15 protein-coding genes and 1 rRNA gene are annotated in these 16,589 nt (G+C 43.3%); 9 read left to right on the top strand and 7 right to left on the bottom strand.

Annotation, left to right across the window (positions count from 1 at the left end):
- Positions 1–2: 2 nt before the first annotated feature.
- A 5S ribosomal RNA gene (gene rrf, locus JL57_RS32675) occupies positions 3–118 on the top strand.
- 517 nt (positions 119–635) lie between these two features.
- Here the strand turns inward: rrf and JL57_RS36115 are convergent.
- The gene (locus tag JL57_RS36115) at positions 636–950 is read right to left on the bottom strand and encodes a YmaF family protein (RefSeq protein ID WP_291300862.1); all 315 of its coding nucleotides are present in this window, start codon (positions 948–950) and stop codon (positions 636–638) included.
- Positions 951–1,196: 246 nt separating this feature from the next.
- On the opposite strand from JL57_RS36115, the gene JL57_RS32670 reads away from it, so the two are divergent.
- Positions 1,197–2,060, top strand: a complete 864-nt coding sequence (locus JL57_RS32670; RefSeq protein WP_034146040.1) for a methyl-accepting chemotaxis protein — start codon at positions 1,197–1,199, stop codon at positions 2,058–2,060.
- A gap of 44 nt (positions 2,061–2,104) precedes the next feature.
- Positions 2,105–3,358, top strand: a complete 1,254-nt coding sequence (gene larA / locus JL57_RS32665; RefSeq protein WP_291300861.1) for a nickel-dependent lactate racemase — start codon at positions 2,105–2,107, stop codon at positions 3,356–3,358.
- A 200-nt stretch (positions 3,359–3,558) separates the two neighbouring features.
- Here the strand turns inward: larA and JL57_RS32660 are convergent, their stop codons facing one another.
- Complete coding sequence (locus tag JL57_RS32660) at positions 3,559–3,780, bottom strand: alpha/beta-type small acid-soluble spore protein (RefSeq protein ID WP_034146038.1); 222 nt, start codon at positions 3,778–3,780, stop codon at positions 3,559–3,561.
- A gap of 309 nt (positions 3,781–4,089) precedes the next feature.
- Between JL57_RS32660 and hypA the strand changes: the two genes are divergently transcribed.
- Positions 4,090–4,431 carry a hydrogenase maturation nickel metallochaperone HypA gene (hypA, locus tag JL57_RS32655; protein ID WP_034146037.1) on the top strand — a complete coding sequence of 114 codons (342 nt, stop codon included), beginning with the start codon at positions 4,090–4,092 and terminating at the stop codon, positions 4,429–4,431.
- Entirely contained in the window at positions 4,432–5,106 is a 675-nt protein-coding gene (gene hypB, locus JL57_RS32650) for a hydrogenase nickel incorporation protein HypB (RefSeq protein WP_034146036.1), read from the top strand.
- Between the two features lie 149 nt (positions 5,107–5,255).
- On the opposite strand, the gene JL57_RS32645 is transcribed toward hypB, so the two are convergent.
- The 5 genes from JL57_RS32645 to JL57_RS32625 form a co-directional block, all read right to left on the bottom strand.
- Positions 5,256–5,750, bottom strand: a complete 495-nt coding sequence (locus JL57_RS32645) for a HyaD/HybD family hydrogenase maturation endopeptidase (RefSeq protein WP_034146035.1) — start codon at positions 5,748–5,750, stop codon at positions 5,256–5,258.
- A gap of 2 nt (positions 5,751–5,752) precedes the next feature.
- Positions 5,753–6,343 (bottom strand): Ni/Fe-hydrogenase, b-type cytochrome subunit, encoded by a 591-nt coding sequence (gene cybH / locus JL57_RS32640; RefSeq protein WP_034146034.1) that lies wholly within the window; start codon positions 6,341–6,343, stop codon positions 5,753–5,755.
- A gap of 16 nt (positions 6,344–6,359) precedes the next feature.
- Positions 6,360–7,922, bottom strand: a complete 1,563-nt coding sequence (locus JL57_RS32635; RefSeq protein ID WP_034146033.1) for a nickel-dependent hydrogenase large subunit — start codon at positions 7,920–7,922, stop codon at positions 6,360–6,362.
- Between the two features lie 2 nt (positions 7,923–7,924).
- Positions 7,925–9,001: a hydrogenase small subunit gene (locus tag JL57_RS32630; protein ID WP_034146032.1), complete on the bottom strand. Its 1,077-nt coding sequence runs from the start codon at positions 8,999–9,001 to the stop codon at positions 7,925–7,927.
- Between the two features lie 482 nt (positions 9,002–9,483).
- On the bottom strand, positions 9,484–11,688 hold the full coding sequence (locus tag JL57_RS32625) for a sigma 54-interacting transcriptional regulator (protein WP_034146031.1): 2,205 nt from the start codon (positions 11,686–11,688) through the stop codon (positions 9,484–9,486).
- A 297-nt stretch (positions 11,689–11,985) separates the two neighbouring features.
- On the opposite strand from JL57_RS32625, the gene hypF reads away from it, so the two are divergent.
- Genes hypF through hypE form a run of 4 tightly spaced genes read left to right on the top strand, consistent with a single transcriptional unit; the run spans position 11,986 to position 16,581 of the window.
- A complete protein-coding gene (hypF, locus tag JL57_RS32620) occupies positions 11,986–14,283 on the top strand; it encodes a carbamoyltransferase HypF (protein ID WP_034146030.1) in 2,298 nt (765 codons plus the stop codon).
- Positions 14,284–14,514: a HypC/HybG/HupF family hydrogenase formation chaperone gene (locus JL57_RS32615; RefSeq protein WP_034146029.1), complete on the top strand. Its 231-nt coding sequence runs from the start codon at positions 14,284–14,286 to the stop codon at positions 14,512–14,514.
- Positions 14,498–15,589 carry a hydrogenase formation protein HypD gene (gene hypD / locus JL57_RS32610; RefSeq protein WP_034146028.1) on the top strand — a complete coding sequence of 364 codons (1,092 nt, stop codon included), beginning with the start codon at positions 14,498–14,500 and terminating at the stop codon, positions 15,587–15,589. Before JL57_RS32615 ends, hypD begins: the two co-directional genes overlap by 17 nt.
- A complete protein-coding gene (gene hypE / locus JL57_RS32605; RefSeq protein WP_034146027.1) occupies positions 15,589–16,581 on the top strand; it encodes a hydrogenase expression/formation protein HypE in 993 nt (330 codons plus the stop codon). The genes hypD and hypE overlap by 1 nt, the downstream gene beginning before the upstream one ends.
- The last annotated feature ends 8 nt before the right edge of the window (positions 16,582–16,589 follow it).

Here is a 16,589-nt window from a genome sequence, read left to right as displayed (position 1 = left end):
CATCTGGTGATCATGCCGGAGGGGTTCCACCCGTTCCCATATCGAACACGGAAGTTAAGACCTCCAGGGCCGATGATACTTGGGGCATAGCCCCTGGGAAAGTAGGTCATCGCCAGGTAAACAAGCGAAAGGACTATCTCTGACGAGGTAGTCCTTTCTGTGTTAATGATACTGAAAAGATTATGGATATATGGGTCATGGGGTTCCACCCGTTCGGATCCACATTGCTGGAGTTTGCGTCACGAGTCGCAATGTGGCGAAAGGCTCGTCCGCCTTTCGTCACACTGCAGGAGTCTGCGTTCTAAGTCGCAGTGTGGCGAAAGGCTCCCCTTCGCCACGAAGTATTCCTTTGAGGTGGGTGGCTCGGCGATACTCTCCACAGGAGACTATCGTGCCTTTCGTTCCAAGGGCAATGATACTTGAGGCATAGGCCTTGAGAAAGTAGTGCATCTAGGAAATAGTAAGAGACTATCTCTAACTTTAGAGGCAGTCTCTTACTGTTCTTGAACAGAGGGTTTTCGAGCATCAAGCTTTAAGCAAAACAACGCGCCTGTTCCCCGGTTTCCCCATATAAAAGCTTTTCAATAAGATGATTCCTCAAAAAAATGGAAATCTTTTCGAATAGATTGGATTGATTAAAAATAAGAAGGAGAGTCTGTCCCGGCGTATGCATGTCTATGCCTATCGTCAAAGCTCGTAACTCCTCTGTAGTTGTGGATATGGCCGCCACCGGGTAGGAAGATGGCAGGTCCGGTTACACCTCCAAAGTAATGGACATGACCATCTTCTAGGGTGGTGTACCCACGGTAGTAATGGACGTGGGTATTTCCTTTTAAAACTCCGAGACTGGTTACACCAAATACTCTATGGGTGTGACCGTTATCAAAAGTAGTGGGAATGCTATAGTTATGAACGTGAAATATCTCTGCAGCCTGATACAACAAAATCACCTCTCTTCTCAAAAATCTATAATACCATTATATGGATATAGACGAGCAGAGGAGATTAAATATGTTTGCTCTTGCTAGAACATAAGAGTTTGTCATTTTTTGTGGTAGTTTCCGCGTTGGTTACAGGTGCATTCGATGTGATACAATATAGACTAAGGGACAAGATATAATATAGATTCTTGGTCCGGCCATCAGACAATTGTGGTATAATGTGGTATAGAATCAGCTTAAAAGGAGAGATGAATAATGGTCTCTAAGTTGAGTGAGGATGTTGCGAATAAAATTGTTAATTTTATTCATGATCAATGTGGATATTCTGTGATAGTTTGTGATGAAACGGGGATAATCATTGCTGATTCAGCCAAAACTAGGATAGGTGTGCAACATAAAGGGAGTCGGAAAATATTAACAAACAACATTGACTTTACTGTAGTCACAATTCAAGAAGCAGAAGCTTCTGAGGGAAAGCTTAAAGAGGGTTATAATGAGGCAATCAAGGTAGATGGAGTTAAAATCGGTACCTTTGGAATTGCCGGACCATTGGATATAGTTACGCCTGTTGCTAAAATTGCAACTGGGATGGTTGTGATGTTGTTAAGGGATGAGGAACTGAAAGTTATCATTCGTAATCAAGTGCAGGTTCTAACCACAGCGATCGAACAAGCCGCGAGTGCAGTCCAACAAACTGCTGCTTCTGCCCAAGAAGTTGCGGCGATAAGCCATGTCATTGCTGAAGAAGCGGAACAAGGTAAAAATCAGCTACATTCTACCTCAAGTATTTTAGAACTTATTAGGAAAGTGGCCAAGCAAACTAATCTATTAGGCTTGAATGCAGCTATTGAGGCTGCACGGGCTGGCGAACAAGGTCGAGGTTTTTCGGTAGTTGCTGGAGAAGTGCGGAAATTGGCAGAAGAAAGTAATCGTTCTGCTAGTGAAATCAGTGGAATATTACTTGAATTTCAATTAATAATCCAAAAAATCACCGAAAGCTCTTTGCGTAACCGTGAAATTACACAAGAACAGGCACGGGCCAATCAGGAAATTGCTAAATTAATTGATGGAGTCCAACTAGTAAGTAGTGAGTTGAAAACATTAGCTACTAGTTTATGAAAAAGGGTTGAATCAGAGAATAGGAGGATGTTTTTGTGAATGTAATGTTAGCTTATGGAAAAAGTGGACTAAGTGTGAACGTTCCTGAGGATACGAGGATTGTAGAACCCACCTTTTTGGAGTTGCCTGAGGACGATCATGAACTTGTCCTAAATGCTCTGCGCAATCCTATCGGGACTAAACCCCTCCGCGAAATGGTTAAGTCTAAGGATAAGGTCGTCATTGTAATCAGTGATATTACTCGGCCAACCCCTAACCATAAGTTAATACCTTGGATATTAGAGGAGCTACCTCATGTTCCGCTTGAGAATGTTACGATTATTAATGGTCTTGGGACGCACCGTGACCAAACAAGACCAGAGTTCGTGGAAATGTTAGGAGAGACAATTGTTGATTCGGTACGAATTATCAATCACCATTGTCACGAAAAATCTGAATTGACACATCTAGGAACAAGTAGCTACGGTTGTGAGGTATACCTTAACAAAGAATACGTTGAGGCTGACTTTAGAATTGTGACAGGGTTCATCGAACCTCATTTTTTTGCAGGCTTTTCGGGAGGGCCCAAGGGAATTATGCCTGGCATAGCGGGCATTGAAACTATTTTGACGTTCCATAATGCTCGAATGATAGGGGACCCGATGGCTACATGGGGTATCTTAGACAAAAATCCTCTTCAACAAATGACAAGGGAAGTCAATAATTTTTGTAAGCCGGATTTTCTTCTCAATGTCGCTTTGAACGGTAAGAAGGAGATTACGAATGTTTTTGCCGGAGAACTGACTGCGGCCCATGCTGTTGGGTGTACATATGTCAAAGAGCATGCCATGATTAAATGTGAGGAACGCTATGATGTGGTCATTACAACAAACGCAGGTTACCCTCTTGACCAGAATCTATATCAAGCAGTGAAGGGCATGGATGCTGCCCGTATGATCGTCAAACAAGGTGGTACAATCATTTGCGCAGCTGAATGTAGTGAAGGTATGCCCGAACACGGTAACTTCGTTAAAATATTGCAGATGCGAGAATCTCCAAAGGAACTCTTAGAAATGATTAATGTCCCTTCATTTCAAATGTTCGATCAGTGGGAAGCACAAAGACTTGCCATGATTCAGGAGTGGGCAGATGTATATGTATATTCGTTACTACCCGAGGAATCAATCAAAACTGCCATGCTTAAGCAGACAAAAGATATTGAACAAACTTTGCAGGAACTGATGGACAAGTATGGCAAGAAAATGAGTATTGCAGTATTGCCACTTGGTCCCTTGACTATTCCGTACGTAGAGGAATAGACGGCTTTATATATATCCGATCCCCATACCTTAAAGCCACATTACTGATGAGTGAAATGTATTCTTTTTTTCAGAGTAGAAAGATAAAGGAAAGGGACGATGTTTCATGATCGATCGCCCTTTCCTTTTTGTTCAAGAACCATAATACTAGCTTACCAGGTTTTTGTGATCACTCCTCAACTAATTCAGCGGTATCTTCGTTAATCCATAATATCTGCACCTTGTTCTGCCATTTCCTTTTCAGCATAGGTAATCATCTTTTTAACCATGTTTCCACCGATTTGACCAACTTCGCGGGTAGTCATATTGGCATATCCTTTTTCTTGAATATCATCGTCTAAATCTAATTCTTCAGCGACTTCCCATTTAAGTTGATCCAACTGTCTTTCGGATTCAGGAACCTCAGGTTTATTACGACTCATTTTACCGTCCTCCTTTATTTCAGTTGCCTTCGAAACTCATTTATTATCCTCTCCATCATAGACAACCCTATACCATTTTATCAAAGTCAAATACTCTTCTGTTATGATAAGATTTAGTTCTTCAGCCAATCGTGAGACGTCTACTTCTACAAGTATGCAGGTACCCGAGAGCAAGAATTCAGCCTATTAGGGTTTCGCTATACTGATAATTCGGAATTATTACAGCGACTGTAAAGGATATCCAAACCTCCCGTCGAATAATGTTGATAAGATGAAGAAGATACAATACTATACAAGGAGTGATAATCTTTGCATGAAATGTCTTTGATGGGAGGGGTATTTGAGGTTATTGAACAGACCATATCCCAGCATGATATAAAGCGTGTGTTGCAAGTTAAGCTTAAGGTCGGAGAGTTGACCAATGCAGAACCTGAAGCCTTGAATATGGCCTTTGAGGCGTATAGCAAGGGTACACTATGTGAAGGAGCAGAGTTGATAGTAGAACGCGTCTCGGTGCGGGGGCGTTGTCAAACATGCCATGAAGAATTCGCGGTAGCAACTATGTTGTTTCTCTGTCCTAAATGTCAAAATTCTGGTATAGATGTGATACAGGGTGAGGAACTATTACTTGAAAGTCTGGAGGTTGAATAAATGGAATCAAACCGTCGTGAAATCGAGGTCATGGCTAACATACTTAGTTCAAATGATAGGCAAGCCGATCTGAATCGCGCTCATTTCAGAAAAAGTAATTGTTTAGCTATTAACGTGATCGGCTCACCTGGAGCAGGGAAAACGACCCTCTTAGAAAAGACGTTACCGCTGTTAATGCTGAACATGCAGGTGGGAGTTATTGAGGGGGATATCTTTACCAGTAAAGACGCAGATCGCATTGCTGCTTACAAGGTTCCGGTAATTCAGATTAATACTGGCGGAGGATGCCATCTAGACAGTAAAATGGTCAACAAAGTACTACCAGAATTTGAGGGGAAGGGAATAGACCTTTTAATTATCGAAAACGTTGGAAACCTCGTTTGTCCAGCGGATTTTGATTTAGGAGAGGCGTTTAAAGTTATTGTTTTGAGTATTGTAGAGGGGGATGATAAGCCCGCAAAATATCCTGTGATCTTCCGCAATGCTAAAGTCGTTGTACTTAATAAGATGGATCTTGAGGCGCTGACAGACGTAAATATGGATAATATGAGACAGGATATCCTGGCAATTAATCCGGACATCAGAATTTTTGAGGTTTCTTGCCGAAACGGAAACGGGCTTGAAGAATGGACAAGTTGGCTAAAACAAGAGGTAGGTAATTATCAGAATAATTAAATGAAAATTACTTCAGGTTTGTTCTACTCCCATGAATGGCAAGGTGTCGTGATAGCAAGGCACGTGATGCCAAGCAGCGACCATTTAAGAAAGAAAAAAACACACTACTTAAGTACGTCTACATAAGCAGTGTGTTTTTTATATCGGCTTTAATCCAGCGTTGAAGTGAATTTCCCTTCGCTTTGAATGGAATCGACTTCTTTGAGAACAAACTCTACTAGACGAGGAAAGAGCGCTTCGATTTCAGGACTGATATCCAATCCCCATTCTAAACTCTTAGGTTGAACACCGAAAATTAGGGTTTGTGGAGCCTGGCCTAATACCTTAGCCATAGCAAGGACCTCTATTATGCCTATTTGATGAAATGAAACTTCGTATTGTTCAGGGATGATTTGAAGATCTCCTGGCTGAAAGCGGAACAATGCCCCAGGTTCAGCTTTTGCATTAAAGGCATCGACGATAATCAGAAAGTCGATATCTTGTATCAAATGGACGAGTTCAAGCCCAGCCGTACCCCCTTCAAGTAGTTCTACATTGTCGGGAAGTGTAGTTTTAGCTAGTTCGTCCAAAAAGCGAACTCCTAAACCTTCGTCAGATAAGAGGATGTTTCCTACTCCCATCACCATAATTTTTGGTGACTGCATGTTTATACGCTCTTCTCCTTTCTAATCTTGCCAAAGAACATGAATAAGAATTGTTCATAGGCTGCGGTAAAGACTAGATAAACATGAATGGCGATCACTGCGATAAATAACCACATTAAGAGGTAATGGAAGCCGCGTACAGCAGCTATACCTCCAAAATAACCGGCTGCGCCAGCCAATTGTTCCCCCTTGTAGAGTATGATTCCTGTTACAGCTTGAAGCACAGCCATAATAGGTAAGGCAATATAGGCCATTTTTTGAAGAGGATTGTATTTTCCTGTTTTTGGATGCTTGCCCATAAATAAATAATACTTTATTTGTGGCCAAGTTGTTTTGACATCCTGTGAGTTAAAAAAGAAGGATTTATAGTCTTTATGCTTTCCAAAAAAGGAGAAATAGAACCGTACTATACCATTAATGATTAAAAGGTACATGAAAATGAAATGTAAATTTCTGATTAGATTCATAGGCATTCCAGGATAAGGGGAATGAATGAACCAACCTGTAATGATTAAAATCAAAAAGTTAATCAAATTGATCCAGTGGCTAACGCGCTGAAACAATGGGTGGTCTAAGTCTAATTGGCTAGACATGTCCTTCCCTCCTTTATTACCAGCCGATCTGGAATTTTTGGATGTTGTTAGTTACTGGATTAATAAGGTGAATTGCACAGGCTAGGCATGGATCGTAGGAACGGACTACCCGTACAATATTTACTGGATTTTCTTGGTCGGGAACGGGCACTCCGATTAAGGCTTGTTCCAGCGGACCACGGACATTCTTGTCATCTCTTGGAGAGAAATTCCATGTGGTTGGAACGACCATTTGATAGTTCTCAATTTTGTGATCGGCAACTTTGACAAAGTGGCCAAGGGCACCTCTTGGAGCTTCAACCATACCAGCACCTTGCCCAGTAGCCGGAGCTTCCCAATGTGCAGTATCATGGATACGAAATTCCTTAGATCCCATTTCTTTCTCTAAAGCATCTAACCAAGAGAACATTTCCTTGGCGAGCAGGAGGGTTTCATAGGCTCGGGCAGCATGACGTGCCACAGCACCCGGCTTGATATTATACTTGCCAATGATGTCCATAAGCCCTTTAGGTTGCATAACAAGCATGCGAGCGAGAGGTCCAACTTCCATCGGTTTATCAGCATAGCGTGGAGCTTTAACAAAGGTGTAGGCACCCTTCTTATCCAGATCGGGTACAGTATCCTCAGTGTATGGGGTTTTGCCATTAGCGCTGGCTTTATACCAAGAATATTGAACATCCTCCGTGATTTTCTTCTCATCGACCGGTAAGATATTGCTTAAATTGCCATCCATGATGACACCAGCTTTAAGGAATAAATCTTTACCAGCATTGTCACGAGCAAATGCACCAAACGAAAGATAGTGAGGACTTCCTCCACCGACACCTGCTTGGGCTAAGGGTAAAAGTGGACCAGTACCGAACGTTAACACATCTTGCAAATAAACTTTTTCAATAAAATCGAGCTGCTCAAAGAGCATCGACCGGAATTGCTCAACTGTTTGAATGTTAGGAAGCATTGTTACGCCACCAACGACAATCGAAGATTGGTGGGGCTGTTTCCCTGCAAAAAGTGCGGACATTTTCTTGGCCTTCGCTTGCATCTCCAGGGCTTGAAGGTAGTGGGCGACAGCCATCGTTACTAATTCCGGATCGTTAACACTGAAGGCATCCGGTTTGTAGCGAGGGGTCAATGGAGCGGTATCTCCAGCCGTAACGAGCTTTACGACTTTATCTTTAACAGCTAGAAGTCCTGGATCTTTACCTTGATATTGCGCGACAGCCATGACATCTAGGTAATCAAGGGCACTGAGATGATAAAAATGCAGTGGATGGTCATGTAGCCACATGGCACCAAGGATTAGGTTGCGGATAATCCGACCACCAGCTGGAACATTTGCCCCAAAGGCTTTGTCTAGGGCTAAAGAGGACGCCCAACCATGGGAACCAGCACAAACTCCACATACCCGTTCTGTAACATACGTAGCATCCCGAGGATCACGACCGCGGAGCATAGGTTCAATCCCCCGATACATGGTCCCAATGACATGTGCATCAGTAACTTTACCATTCTCGACTTCTACTTCAATCCTTAAGTGTCCTTCAATGCGTGTTAAAGGATCGATAACAACTTTCGCCATCTCTACATGTCCTCCTTATGATCCTTTTTGCTCAGTCTTCCGCTGGCTGCTGTAGCAACTAAGTGGACCCCTAGACCTACTGCCGCAGCCCCTCCGATAACGGTCCCTACGGTATCTGCATTAACCTGACCGATACCTGGAAGCTTAAACATTTCTTGTTTGGAATATAATGGGCTAAATCCATTATAAAAGTCCTTCTCTGAACATCCGGAACAGGGAGATCCAGCATTAATACAGAAGTTGGCGTTGTCATTCCACCATACTTGCGCACAGTCGGTGTAAGTCTTCGGTCCTTTGCACCCCTTTAATATAAGGCAATACTCTTTTTGGATAGGATCGTTCCAATCCGTTAGGTAGTTACCATTTTCAAAGTGACCGCGACGTGGACAATTATCATGTAACAAATTACCATAGAACACTTTAGGGCGTTTTTGCGCATCAAGCTCTGGAACCTGCTGATAAGTTAAGTAATAAAGGATTGTGCCAATTAAGGTTGTGGGTTTGACGGGGCAACAGGGAAGATTTATAAGTGGTGTGTTAATCCCAGCAGTTTTAAGGATTTCTCCTACCCCGACGGCACCAGTGGCACAAGCCCCAGGAATTCCACCCCCCTCGGAAGCGCAACTTCCAATGGCGATGATCGCCTGAGCTTTTTTGGCAGCTTCAATAAGGGTTGTTCGGAATGGTTTTCCTCCAACCATACAGTAACGGTCTTCTTTGGCTGGACAAGAACCTTCTACGACGAGAACAAACTTTTCTTTAAGGGCTTCTTGGTAGGCTTCTTCTGATGTTTGTCCGGATCCGGCCATAATCGTTTCATGATAGCGAATGGAAATCATATCTAGAATAAGTTCGGCAGGTGAAGGGTTTAAAGTGGCAATGGCTGATTCTGTGCACCCGGTACAATCCATACCTTCCAGCCAGATAACAGGTGGCTTTTTGAGTGCTTGTTCTACGGCATTGGCCGCTTGAGGGACAATAAGCTCGGGTAGGCCGAGTGCTGCTGTTGTTGCTGCAATTAATTTCATAAAATCACGACGAGAAACCCCTTTGGCTTTGAGTAAATCGAAATTACCCATACTTTGCAGAACACCTCCTAAATTTGTGTTGTCTCATTGTTTGGGGATGGCAAGTATTAATACCAAAGAGTATTAACGCTTAATTATTTCTAGCCTATTTATAAAGGGTTTAGTAAATATGGATAAAAGGATTAAAGAAAACAATGGTTACTAATTAAATAAATGGCGATAAGATGGAGAGACAAATAACGATTAAAAAAGATATGTTCACGCTTACATAGGAGAAATTGCATTTCCACCTCCATTATAAATACTTTAATAGATTTTTGAATATTTTGAAGTTTTCTTAATGAACTTAATACTTGCAAATTGCGTGCCACCATAATAAGACTCTATTATGGCCGTTTTGTCCAATATTTAGACAATTCAGTATTATTGAGCCTTCGCTATTTCTCGATTAACGCCCTTTTTAAGCTTGTCCTATACTTCAGTGTCTATATTTTGTACATGTGCAAGATATAGACACTGAAAGAGTATGGGTTTTAATCTAAAAACCCATACTCTTTCAGTTTCAGGTAGAAAGTTGCCCTAGGTATCCCTAGAGAGTTGGCCGCGGCCGCGCGGTTATTACCCGTATTGAGCAAGGCTTGGGTTATCATTTTCCTTTCCAGATCCTGCACAGCTGTTTTAAGCGGTTGAATCTCCGAAGCTTGGTAATTCTCAATATAACCGCCTAAAAACTGCGGTAAATGATACACTTTGATCACATTATCTTCAACTGAATAAAGTAGTCGTTCAATTATATTTTCTAGTTCACGGACATTTCCCGGCCAATGATATTGCATTAGGCAATCTAAGGCCTCTTCCGAGAAAATCTTAGGGGATATTTTTTTAGTTTGAGTAATTTTGTGCAAAAAATTGATAGCTAGTGGTGCAATATCCTCCTTGCGTTCCCTTAGTGAGTCAATATAAATATTAATGACATTTAAGCGATAATACAGGTCGGCTCGAAACTTTCCCTCTTTAACAAGCTGCTGGAGATCTCGGTTAGTAGCAGCCATAACTCGGGCCTCTAATTTTATTGTTCGAGTACCTCCCACTCGCTCAAACTCTCTCTCTTGCAGAACTCGCAAAAGTTTAGCCTGAAGAGTCAAAGGCATATCTCCCGCTTCATCCAAAAGAATGGTACCACCTTCAGCTATTTCGAACTTACCACGTTTGCCACCTTTTTTAGCCCCTGTAAAAGCTCCTTCCTCATACCCAAATAGTTCTGATTCCAGAAGGTTTTCCGGCAGAGCTGTACAGTTTATTCCGATAAAAGGATTATCCCGCCGTTTACTAAGAAAATGGGTAAAATGGGCAAAAACCTCCTTGCCTACGCCACTTTCGCCTAGAATTAAAATGTTGGCATCATTGCGGCTTGCTTGGACTGCCAAACGTCGTAATTCCGCAGTATTTTGGCTCTCTCCGATCAGAAATTGCTCATTCTCTTTATAGACCTTTTTGAAATTTAAGCGCTCTTTATAGATTTCAAATTCACCGCGGGATTGCTCCAACAAATGGGGTAAACACATATCTATTTCCGCTAGGCCTTGGTATACTGCTACCGCCTTTTCCTGGCAGGTATTATAGCCACAAGAGCCACAGTTAAGTTCATCTTCAGGTGTAAATTTATTGGTAAAGCGTAGAATCTCTTTTATGTTAGTCGAAGTAGGTTCAGGCAAAGGATTGTACCTGTTTGTAAAACGGCGATGCAAGCTAAAAGGAGGATATGCCCCCAAACTGTCTTTGTCCTTGCTTTTGGCATATCTTAAAATACTATGCTTCCGGCTGAATAAGTCCAGAGGACTGTCCATTTCTGGTCCATCGATACATCCTTTGCACAAAAGTATATCGACAAATCGGAATTTTACCTTTCCACTATTAAGGTTTTGTAAAAATTGTAGAGAATCCTCTTTCCCGTCTACCACGGCTATTTCTTCTTCTCGATATAGAATCCCCTTAGGATCCAGGTTGCGGGCTAGACCACCACTAATCGGAAAAAGTGGAGGCAGAGAACTGACGCCCTCTGGCGCTTTATAGGTCCGATCTTTGTTTTCATGGAATCCCCGGGAATCAAACATTTCTTTTAGCTCTTTAAAGGTGAGTACTGCATCGAGAAAACCAGTACCAAAATCAATCATTTCCTGTTTTTTGGCAATACAGGGACCAATAAAAACTACTTTAGACTGGGGATACTTCCAGGATGCATATTTAGCTGCCGCTAAAACAGCCGAATCAACTGGTGCCAGATAAGGCAAGAGGGATGGGAATTGCCGTTCGATCATTCCAACAATAGCAGGACAAAATGAACTAATGGCCATTTCAGGATTCGTAGCCAAAAATTCCTGATAAGCGGGTACCGCTAATTCAATACCGAGAGTAACTTCTAATACATCTGTAAAACCTAACTCATTAAGTGATTCAAAAAACTCTTTAGGTTCCAAATAGTGAAAGCTAGCCGGGAAAGAAGGTGCCAGTAAAGCCACAACCTTTTCGCGACCCAAGAATTTTTCTGTCTCATCGACATAACTGACAATTTGCTTAGCATTTTGGGGACATACCCTAACGCAATTGCCACAACTGATACATCGTTCTTCTACGACTCGTGATTGACCCAATTCTACCTTGATAGCCTTTACTGGACAATTTCGCACACAGGAATAGCAGGCTTTGCATTTATCATCTATAGTACTAACGATTGACATGATAATACCCTCCTAAGGGGTCTTTATCTAGTGAACTCGTTCAGCTAAAGTTGAACATCGAGTCACTCCTCCTTGGAGAAGAGGGAGTCTCACGAGATAAATGTCTAATAATTGTACACTTTTCCTTAGTTTATAGGGAATATTCTAACTTTGTCAAGGTCCAAAATATTCTGATATTATTTGACGAAAATTATGTAGTATTATTCCCTTGAAGGAAATACAGTGAGGCGTGTACAATAGAGAGGATTATAGGGAAACGTAATACAAGGAAAAGTATTGAAAGCTGGTCGTTAAGATATGACTTTACAGGCAAAGGCTATTTACATCAATGGAATTGTACAAGGGGTAGGGTTTCGGCCGTTTGTTTTTAAACTCGCCCAAGAAATGAGTATCAAAGGGTGGGTGAATAACTCAAGCCGCGGTGTTACTATCCATGCCGAAGGGGATAATCTCGAATTATTTTATTATCGTCTGCTTAAGGAAGCCCCTCCTTTGGCGCAAATTGTAAGTGTACGAACCCTTGAGATAGAGCTTAATAAGTATAGAATGTTTGAAATTGTTGAAAGTCAAGCAGAAGAAAAGGCGGATGTCTTAATTTCGCCTGACGTTGCAACCTGCGGAGATTGTTTACAAGATATGGCGGACCCGATGAACATACGTTACCAATTTCCTTTTACGAATTGCACCAATTGTGGTCCGCGCTATACAATTATCCGTGATGTTCCGTATGATCGAGCACAAACGACTATGTCTGATTTCCCAATGTGTCAAGCTTGTGCCGTCGAATATCAAAATCCTTGGGATCGGCGTTTTCATGCTCAACCCGTGGCCTGTGAAAATTGTGGACCCAAGGTTCAACTCTGTGATGCTCTTGGTCTCCTGCTCCCAGGTCTAGGGATAGATCAGCTTGCTCAAGGTGGGATTCTTGCCGTAAAAGGGCTAGGGGGTTTTCATCTCGTTTGTGATGCGCGCAATGCGCAAGCTGTACGCCGCTTGCGCGAACGAAAAGAGCGGGGGGCCAAGCCTTTCGCTTTAATGGCACGGTCAGTAGAAAAAGCTCGCGATGAGGTGGTCATTGGCTCTAAGGAAGAGAGGTTGTTACGAAGTCCTGCTGCCCCTATTGTTATTTTGGAAAGGCAGTTTAAGCTTGCAAATTCTTTACCGGAGGATATCGCGCCAGGTATCCACTCCCTAGGAATTATGCTTCCTTATACACCGTTACACCAGCTTTTATTTACAGGACCGTATGATTTTTTAGTCATGACGAGTGCTAATCTCAGTGGTCGTCCACTTATTTACAAGAATGATGAAGCTTTAGAAGAACTAAAGGGAATTGCCGACTTTTTCCTGTTCCATGACCGAGATATTTATCACCCCTGTGACGACTCTGTTGTTCAAGTTATTGGGGACGAGACGGTTTTTTTTCGGCGAGCTCGAGGCTATGTTCCGTTGCCGATTCTAATGTCGTCGACTCAGATCACTACCCCACTTCTCGGTGTAGGGGGAGAACTAAAAAATACATTTTGCCTCGCCTCTGGGCAGAGGGCTTTTGTAAGTCAATACCTTGGAGATATGGAAGGGTATGAAAATCTCCAGCGCTTTCACCAGGAACTAGCCTCCTTTCAACGTGTCGTCAATATTAAGCCGAGTGGGATTGCCTATGATAAACATCCAAACTACCAACTGACGAGATTTGCCCTGGAACAGACTTGGCCTAAACATGCAGTACAACATCATCATGCCCATTTAGTTAGTGTGTTGGGGGAATGGGACAGAACCGAACCGACACTGGGGGTTATCTGTGATGGAACTGGTTTCGGAGAGGATCAATGTATCTGGGGATTTGAATTTCTGTATGGCAACGCCTCTGGTTATGAACGTAAGGCACATCTTGAGTACTTGGGGCTTCCCGGGGGAGATGCGGGTGCCAAACAGCCTTTGCGAATTGCTTATGCTTATCTCAAAACTCTTTTTTCGAGTGAAGCGTGGGAAGAGACTGAGCCCCTTTGGTCAACTCTTTCCGGCCTTGAACGTCAGATCTTAGATCGTCAACTGGAAACTGGTGTTCAAATCTTCCAAACCTCGAGTGCAGGTAGGCTCTTTGACGCGGTGAGCGCCTTACTGGGTGTGTGTACAAAGGTAACCTATGAAGGACAAGCCGCAATCGAACTAGAAAGCGTTGGGACAAGATTCTTGCAGCAACAGCGACCTGAAGACGTAGAACGTAAGCTGAAAAACCCAGAATCACTCTATTCTTATGAAGTAAGAGAGGAGAACGGGGTGCTTATCCTTGGGGTCAGACCACTCTTCCGAGAACTAGTTAGAGACGTTCGCCAGGGCGTGAGTCGAGGAGAAATAGCCTATCGTTTTCATCAAACTATGGCTCAGGCTATTGTAGATCTAGCACTGCAATTAGGGGTTAGTGATGGTCCTTTGGTTTTGTGTGGAGGGGTATTTCAGAATAAACTTTTGAGTGAAGCAGTCCTTCGGAACTGTCAAACCCAAGGAATTAAAGTCTTGCGTTCTCGAAGCCTCCCTCCAGGGGATGGAGGCCTAGCCTTCGGACAAGTATTAATTGCGAATGAGGTGTTATAAATGTGTTTAGCCATTCCTGCTAAGATTGTTACCATCGAAAGATCAATGGCCAAAGTGGATATGATGGGCAATGAACGTCTAGTGAGTATCGATTTGGTCCCAGAGGTTAAACTTGGCGAATACGTTTTAGTTCATGCTGGATTTGCCATTGGAATTATTGATGATGAGAGCGCCAAAGAAACGGAAAAACTATTATTGGAGGTAGCTGAAGCCTATGCAGAAGGAGAGTAAGGAGCTTTTAGCAAAAGCAGGTGACTATTTGTCAGAAATCCAGGCCTTAGCCCAGAGTCCATTGACCATCATGGAAGTCTGCGGAACCCATACAGTGGCCATCGCCAAAAATGCCCTTCGTGAGTTATTGCCAGAGACAGTTCGCTTAATTTCCGGACCAGGTTGTCCGGTTTGTGTAACAGATAGCAGTGATATTGACCGTTATCTTTATTTAGCTGCCCAACCTAAGGTTATTACCGCAACCTTTGGGGATATGATTCGAGTACCCGGGACAGATAAGAATTTGCAGATTTTAAGAGCAGAAGGGGCAGACGTTCGAATTGTTTATTCGACCCAGGATGCTTTAGAGTTAGCTCGTAAAAATCCAGACAAAGAAGTTGCTTTTCTGGGGATTGGGTTTGAAACGACGACCCCAACAGTAGCCTTAAGTCTAGAAACAGCCAAACAAGAAGGAATCAAGAATTATAGTGTCTTATCCATGCACAAAGTCGTTCCCCCAGTCTTAAAATTGTTAGCAGAAGACAAGGAACTGGTTGTCGATGCCTTTTTGGACCCTGGACATGTGTGTTCTATTATCGGAATTAAACCGATCGAATTTATGGCCAAAGACTATGCTTTGCCAGGCGTGGTGACCGGGTTTGGTGCCCTAGATATTTTGGAAGCCATCGTAATGCTCCTTCGTCAACGAGCCGAGGGGCGCTCGGAGATTGAAATTCAATATAAACGTGTTGCCAAAGCAGAGGGAAATCCACATGCTCAAAGGGTTGTTGAACGGGTCTTTGAACCGGTAGATGCGTCCTGGCGAGGGATAGGAATGATCCCTCTAAGTGGCTTGGGTATACGAGAAGATTATTGGGCTTGGGATGCAGCGCGAAAATTTGCCCTACCGGTTTTTCATTCGCCGGAAACTCCGGGTTGCCGGTGTGGAGATGTCTTGAAAGGACTGCTTTATCCGACTCAATGTCCCTTGTTTGGCAAACACTGTACACCGCTCAAGCCTGTGGGACCTTGTATGGTGTCTAATGAAGGGTCTTGTGCCGCTTATCACAGATACTCACAGAGGAGTGTGGATTAATGGAACGCATTATGATGGCCCATGGAAGCGGTGGGCGGCTGAGTCATGAACTAATTAAAACCCTTTTCCAGAAACACTTGGGAAATCCATTTCTAGATCAAATGAATGATGCTTCCTTGTTGCCTGGGCAAGCGCAGATTGCCGTAACCACAGACTCTTTCGTGGTTTCTCCGTTATTTTTTCGGGGAGGGAATATTGGTAAGCTAGCAGTATGTGGTACGGTCAACGATCTGGCTGTGAGCGGAGCGATCCCTAAGTTTTTAACACTGGCGCTTATTCTAGAAGAGGGCTTACCCCTGGATGAGTTGGAACGGATTATTGAGAGTGTTGCTGTGACAGCTGCGGAAGCAGGCGTCGCGATTGTCTGTGGGGATACGAAAGTCGTGGAACGCGGCAGTGCGGACAAAATTTTCATAAACACGACTGGGATTGGGTATATTACAGATCGTTTAGTGGGTCCAGGGCAAATTCGGCCAGGTGATGAAATTCTGATTACCGGAACGATAGGGGACCATGGGATCGCGATTTTATCTGAGCGAGAAGGACTTGAATTTCAAACTCCGGTGGTTAGCGATTGTGCACCGTTAAACGGACTTATTGACGCCTTTTATAGGCCAGGAGTTAAATGTATGCGAGACCCTACCCGGGGAGGTGTAGCGACGACACTCAATGAATTGGCTGGGCAAGCTGGAGTAAGTATGCTCTTAGTAGAAGAACAATTGCCACTTTCTCCAAGCGTGGAAGGGGCCTGTGAGATGTTAGGCCTTGAGCCCCTTTACTTAGCAAACGAAGGAAAAGTATTGGTCATCGTCGCCCCAGAAGCGGCAGATGAAGTCCTTCTAAATATGCAAGCACACCCACTGGGACGCCAGGCTGCTCGTATCGGGCAAGTACAAGAAGGTAAGTCGGGTCTCGTTCTCTTAGAAACTCCTCTGGGGGGAAAACGAATTGTTGGCATGCTTGAAGGTGAACACCTTCCCCGTATTTGTTAAGAAGGAAT

It is taken from the genome of Desulfosporosinus sp. BICA1-9 (genome assembly GCF_000802135.1).
The sequence above is the reverse complement of the archived record's forward strand: the minus strand, read 5'-3'. Positions and strand labels throughout refer to the sequence as shown.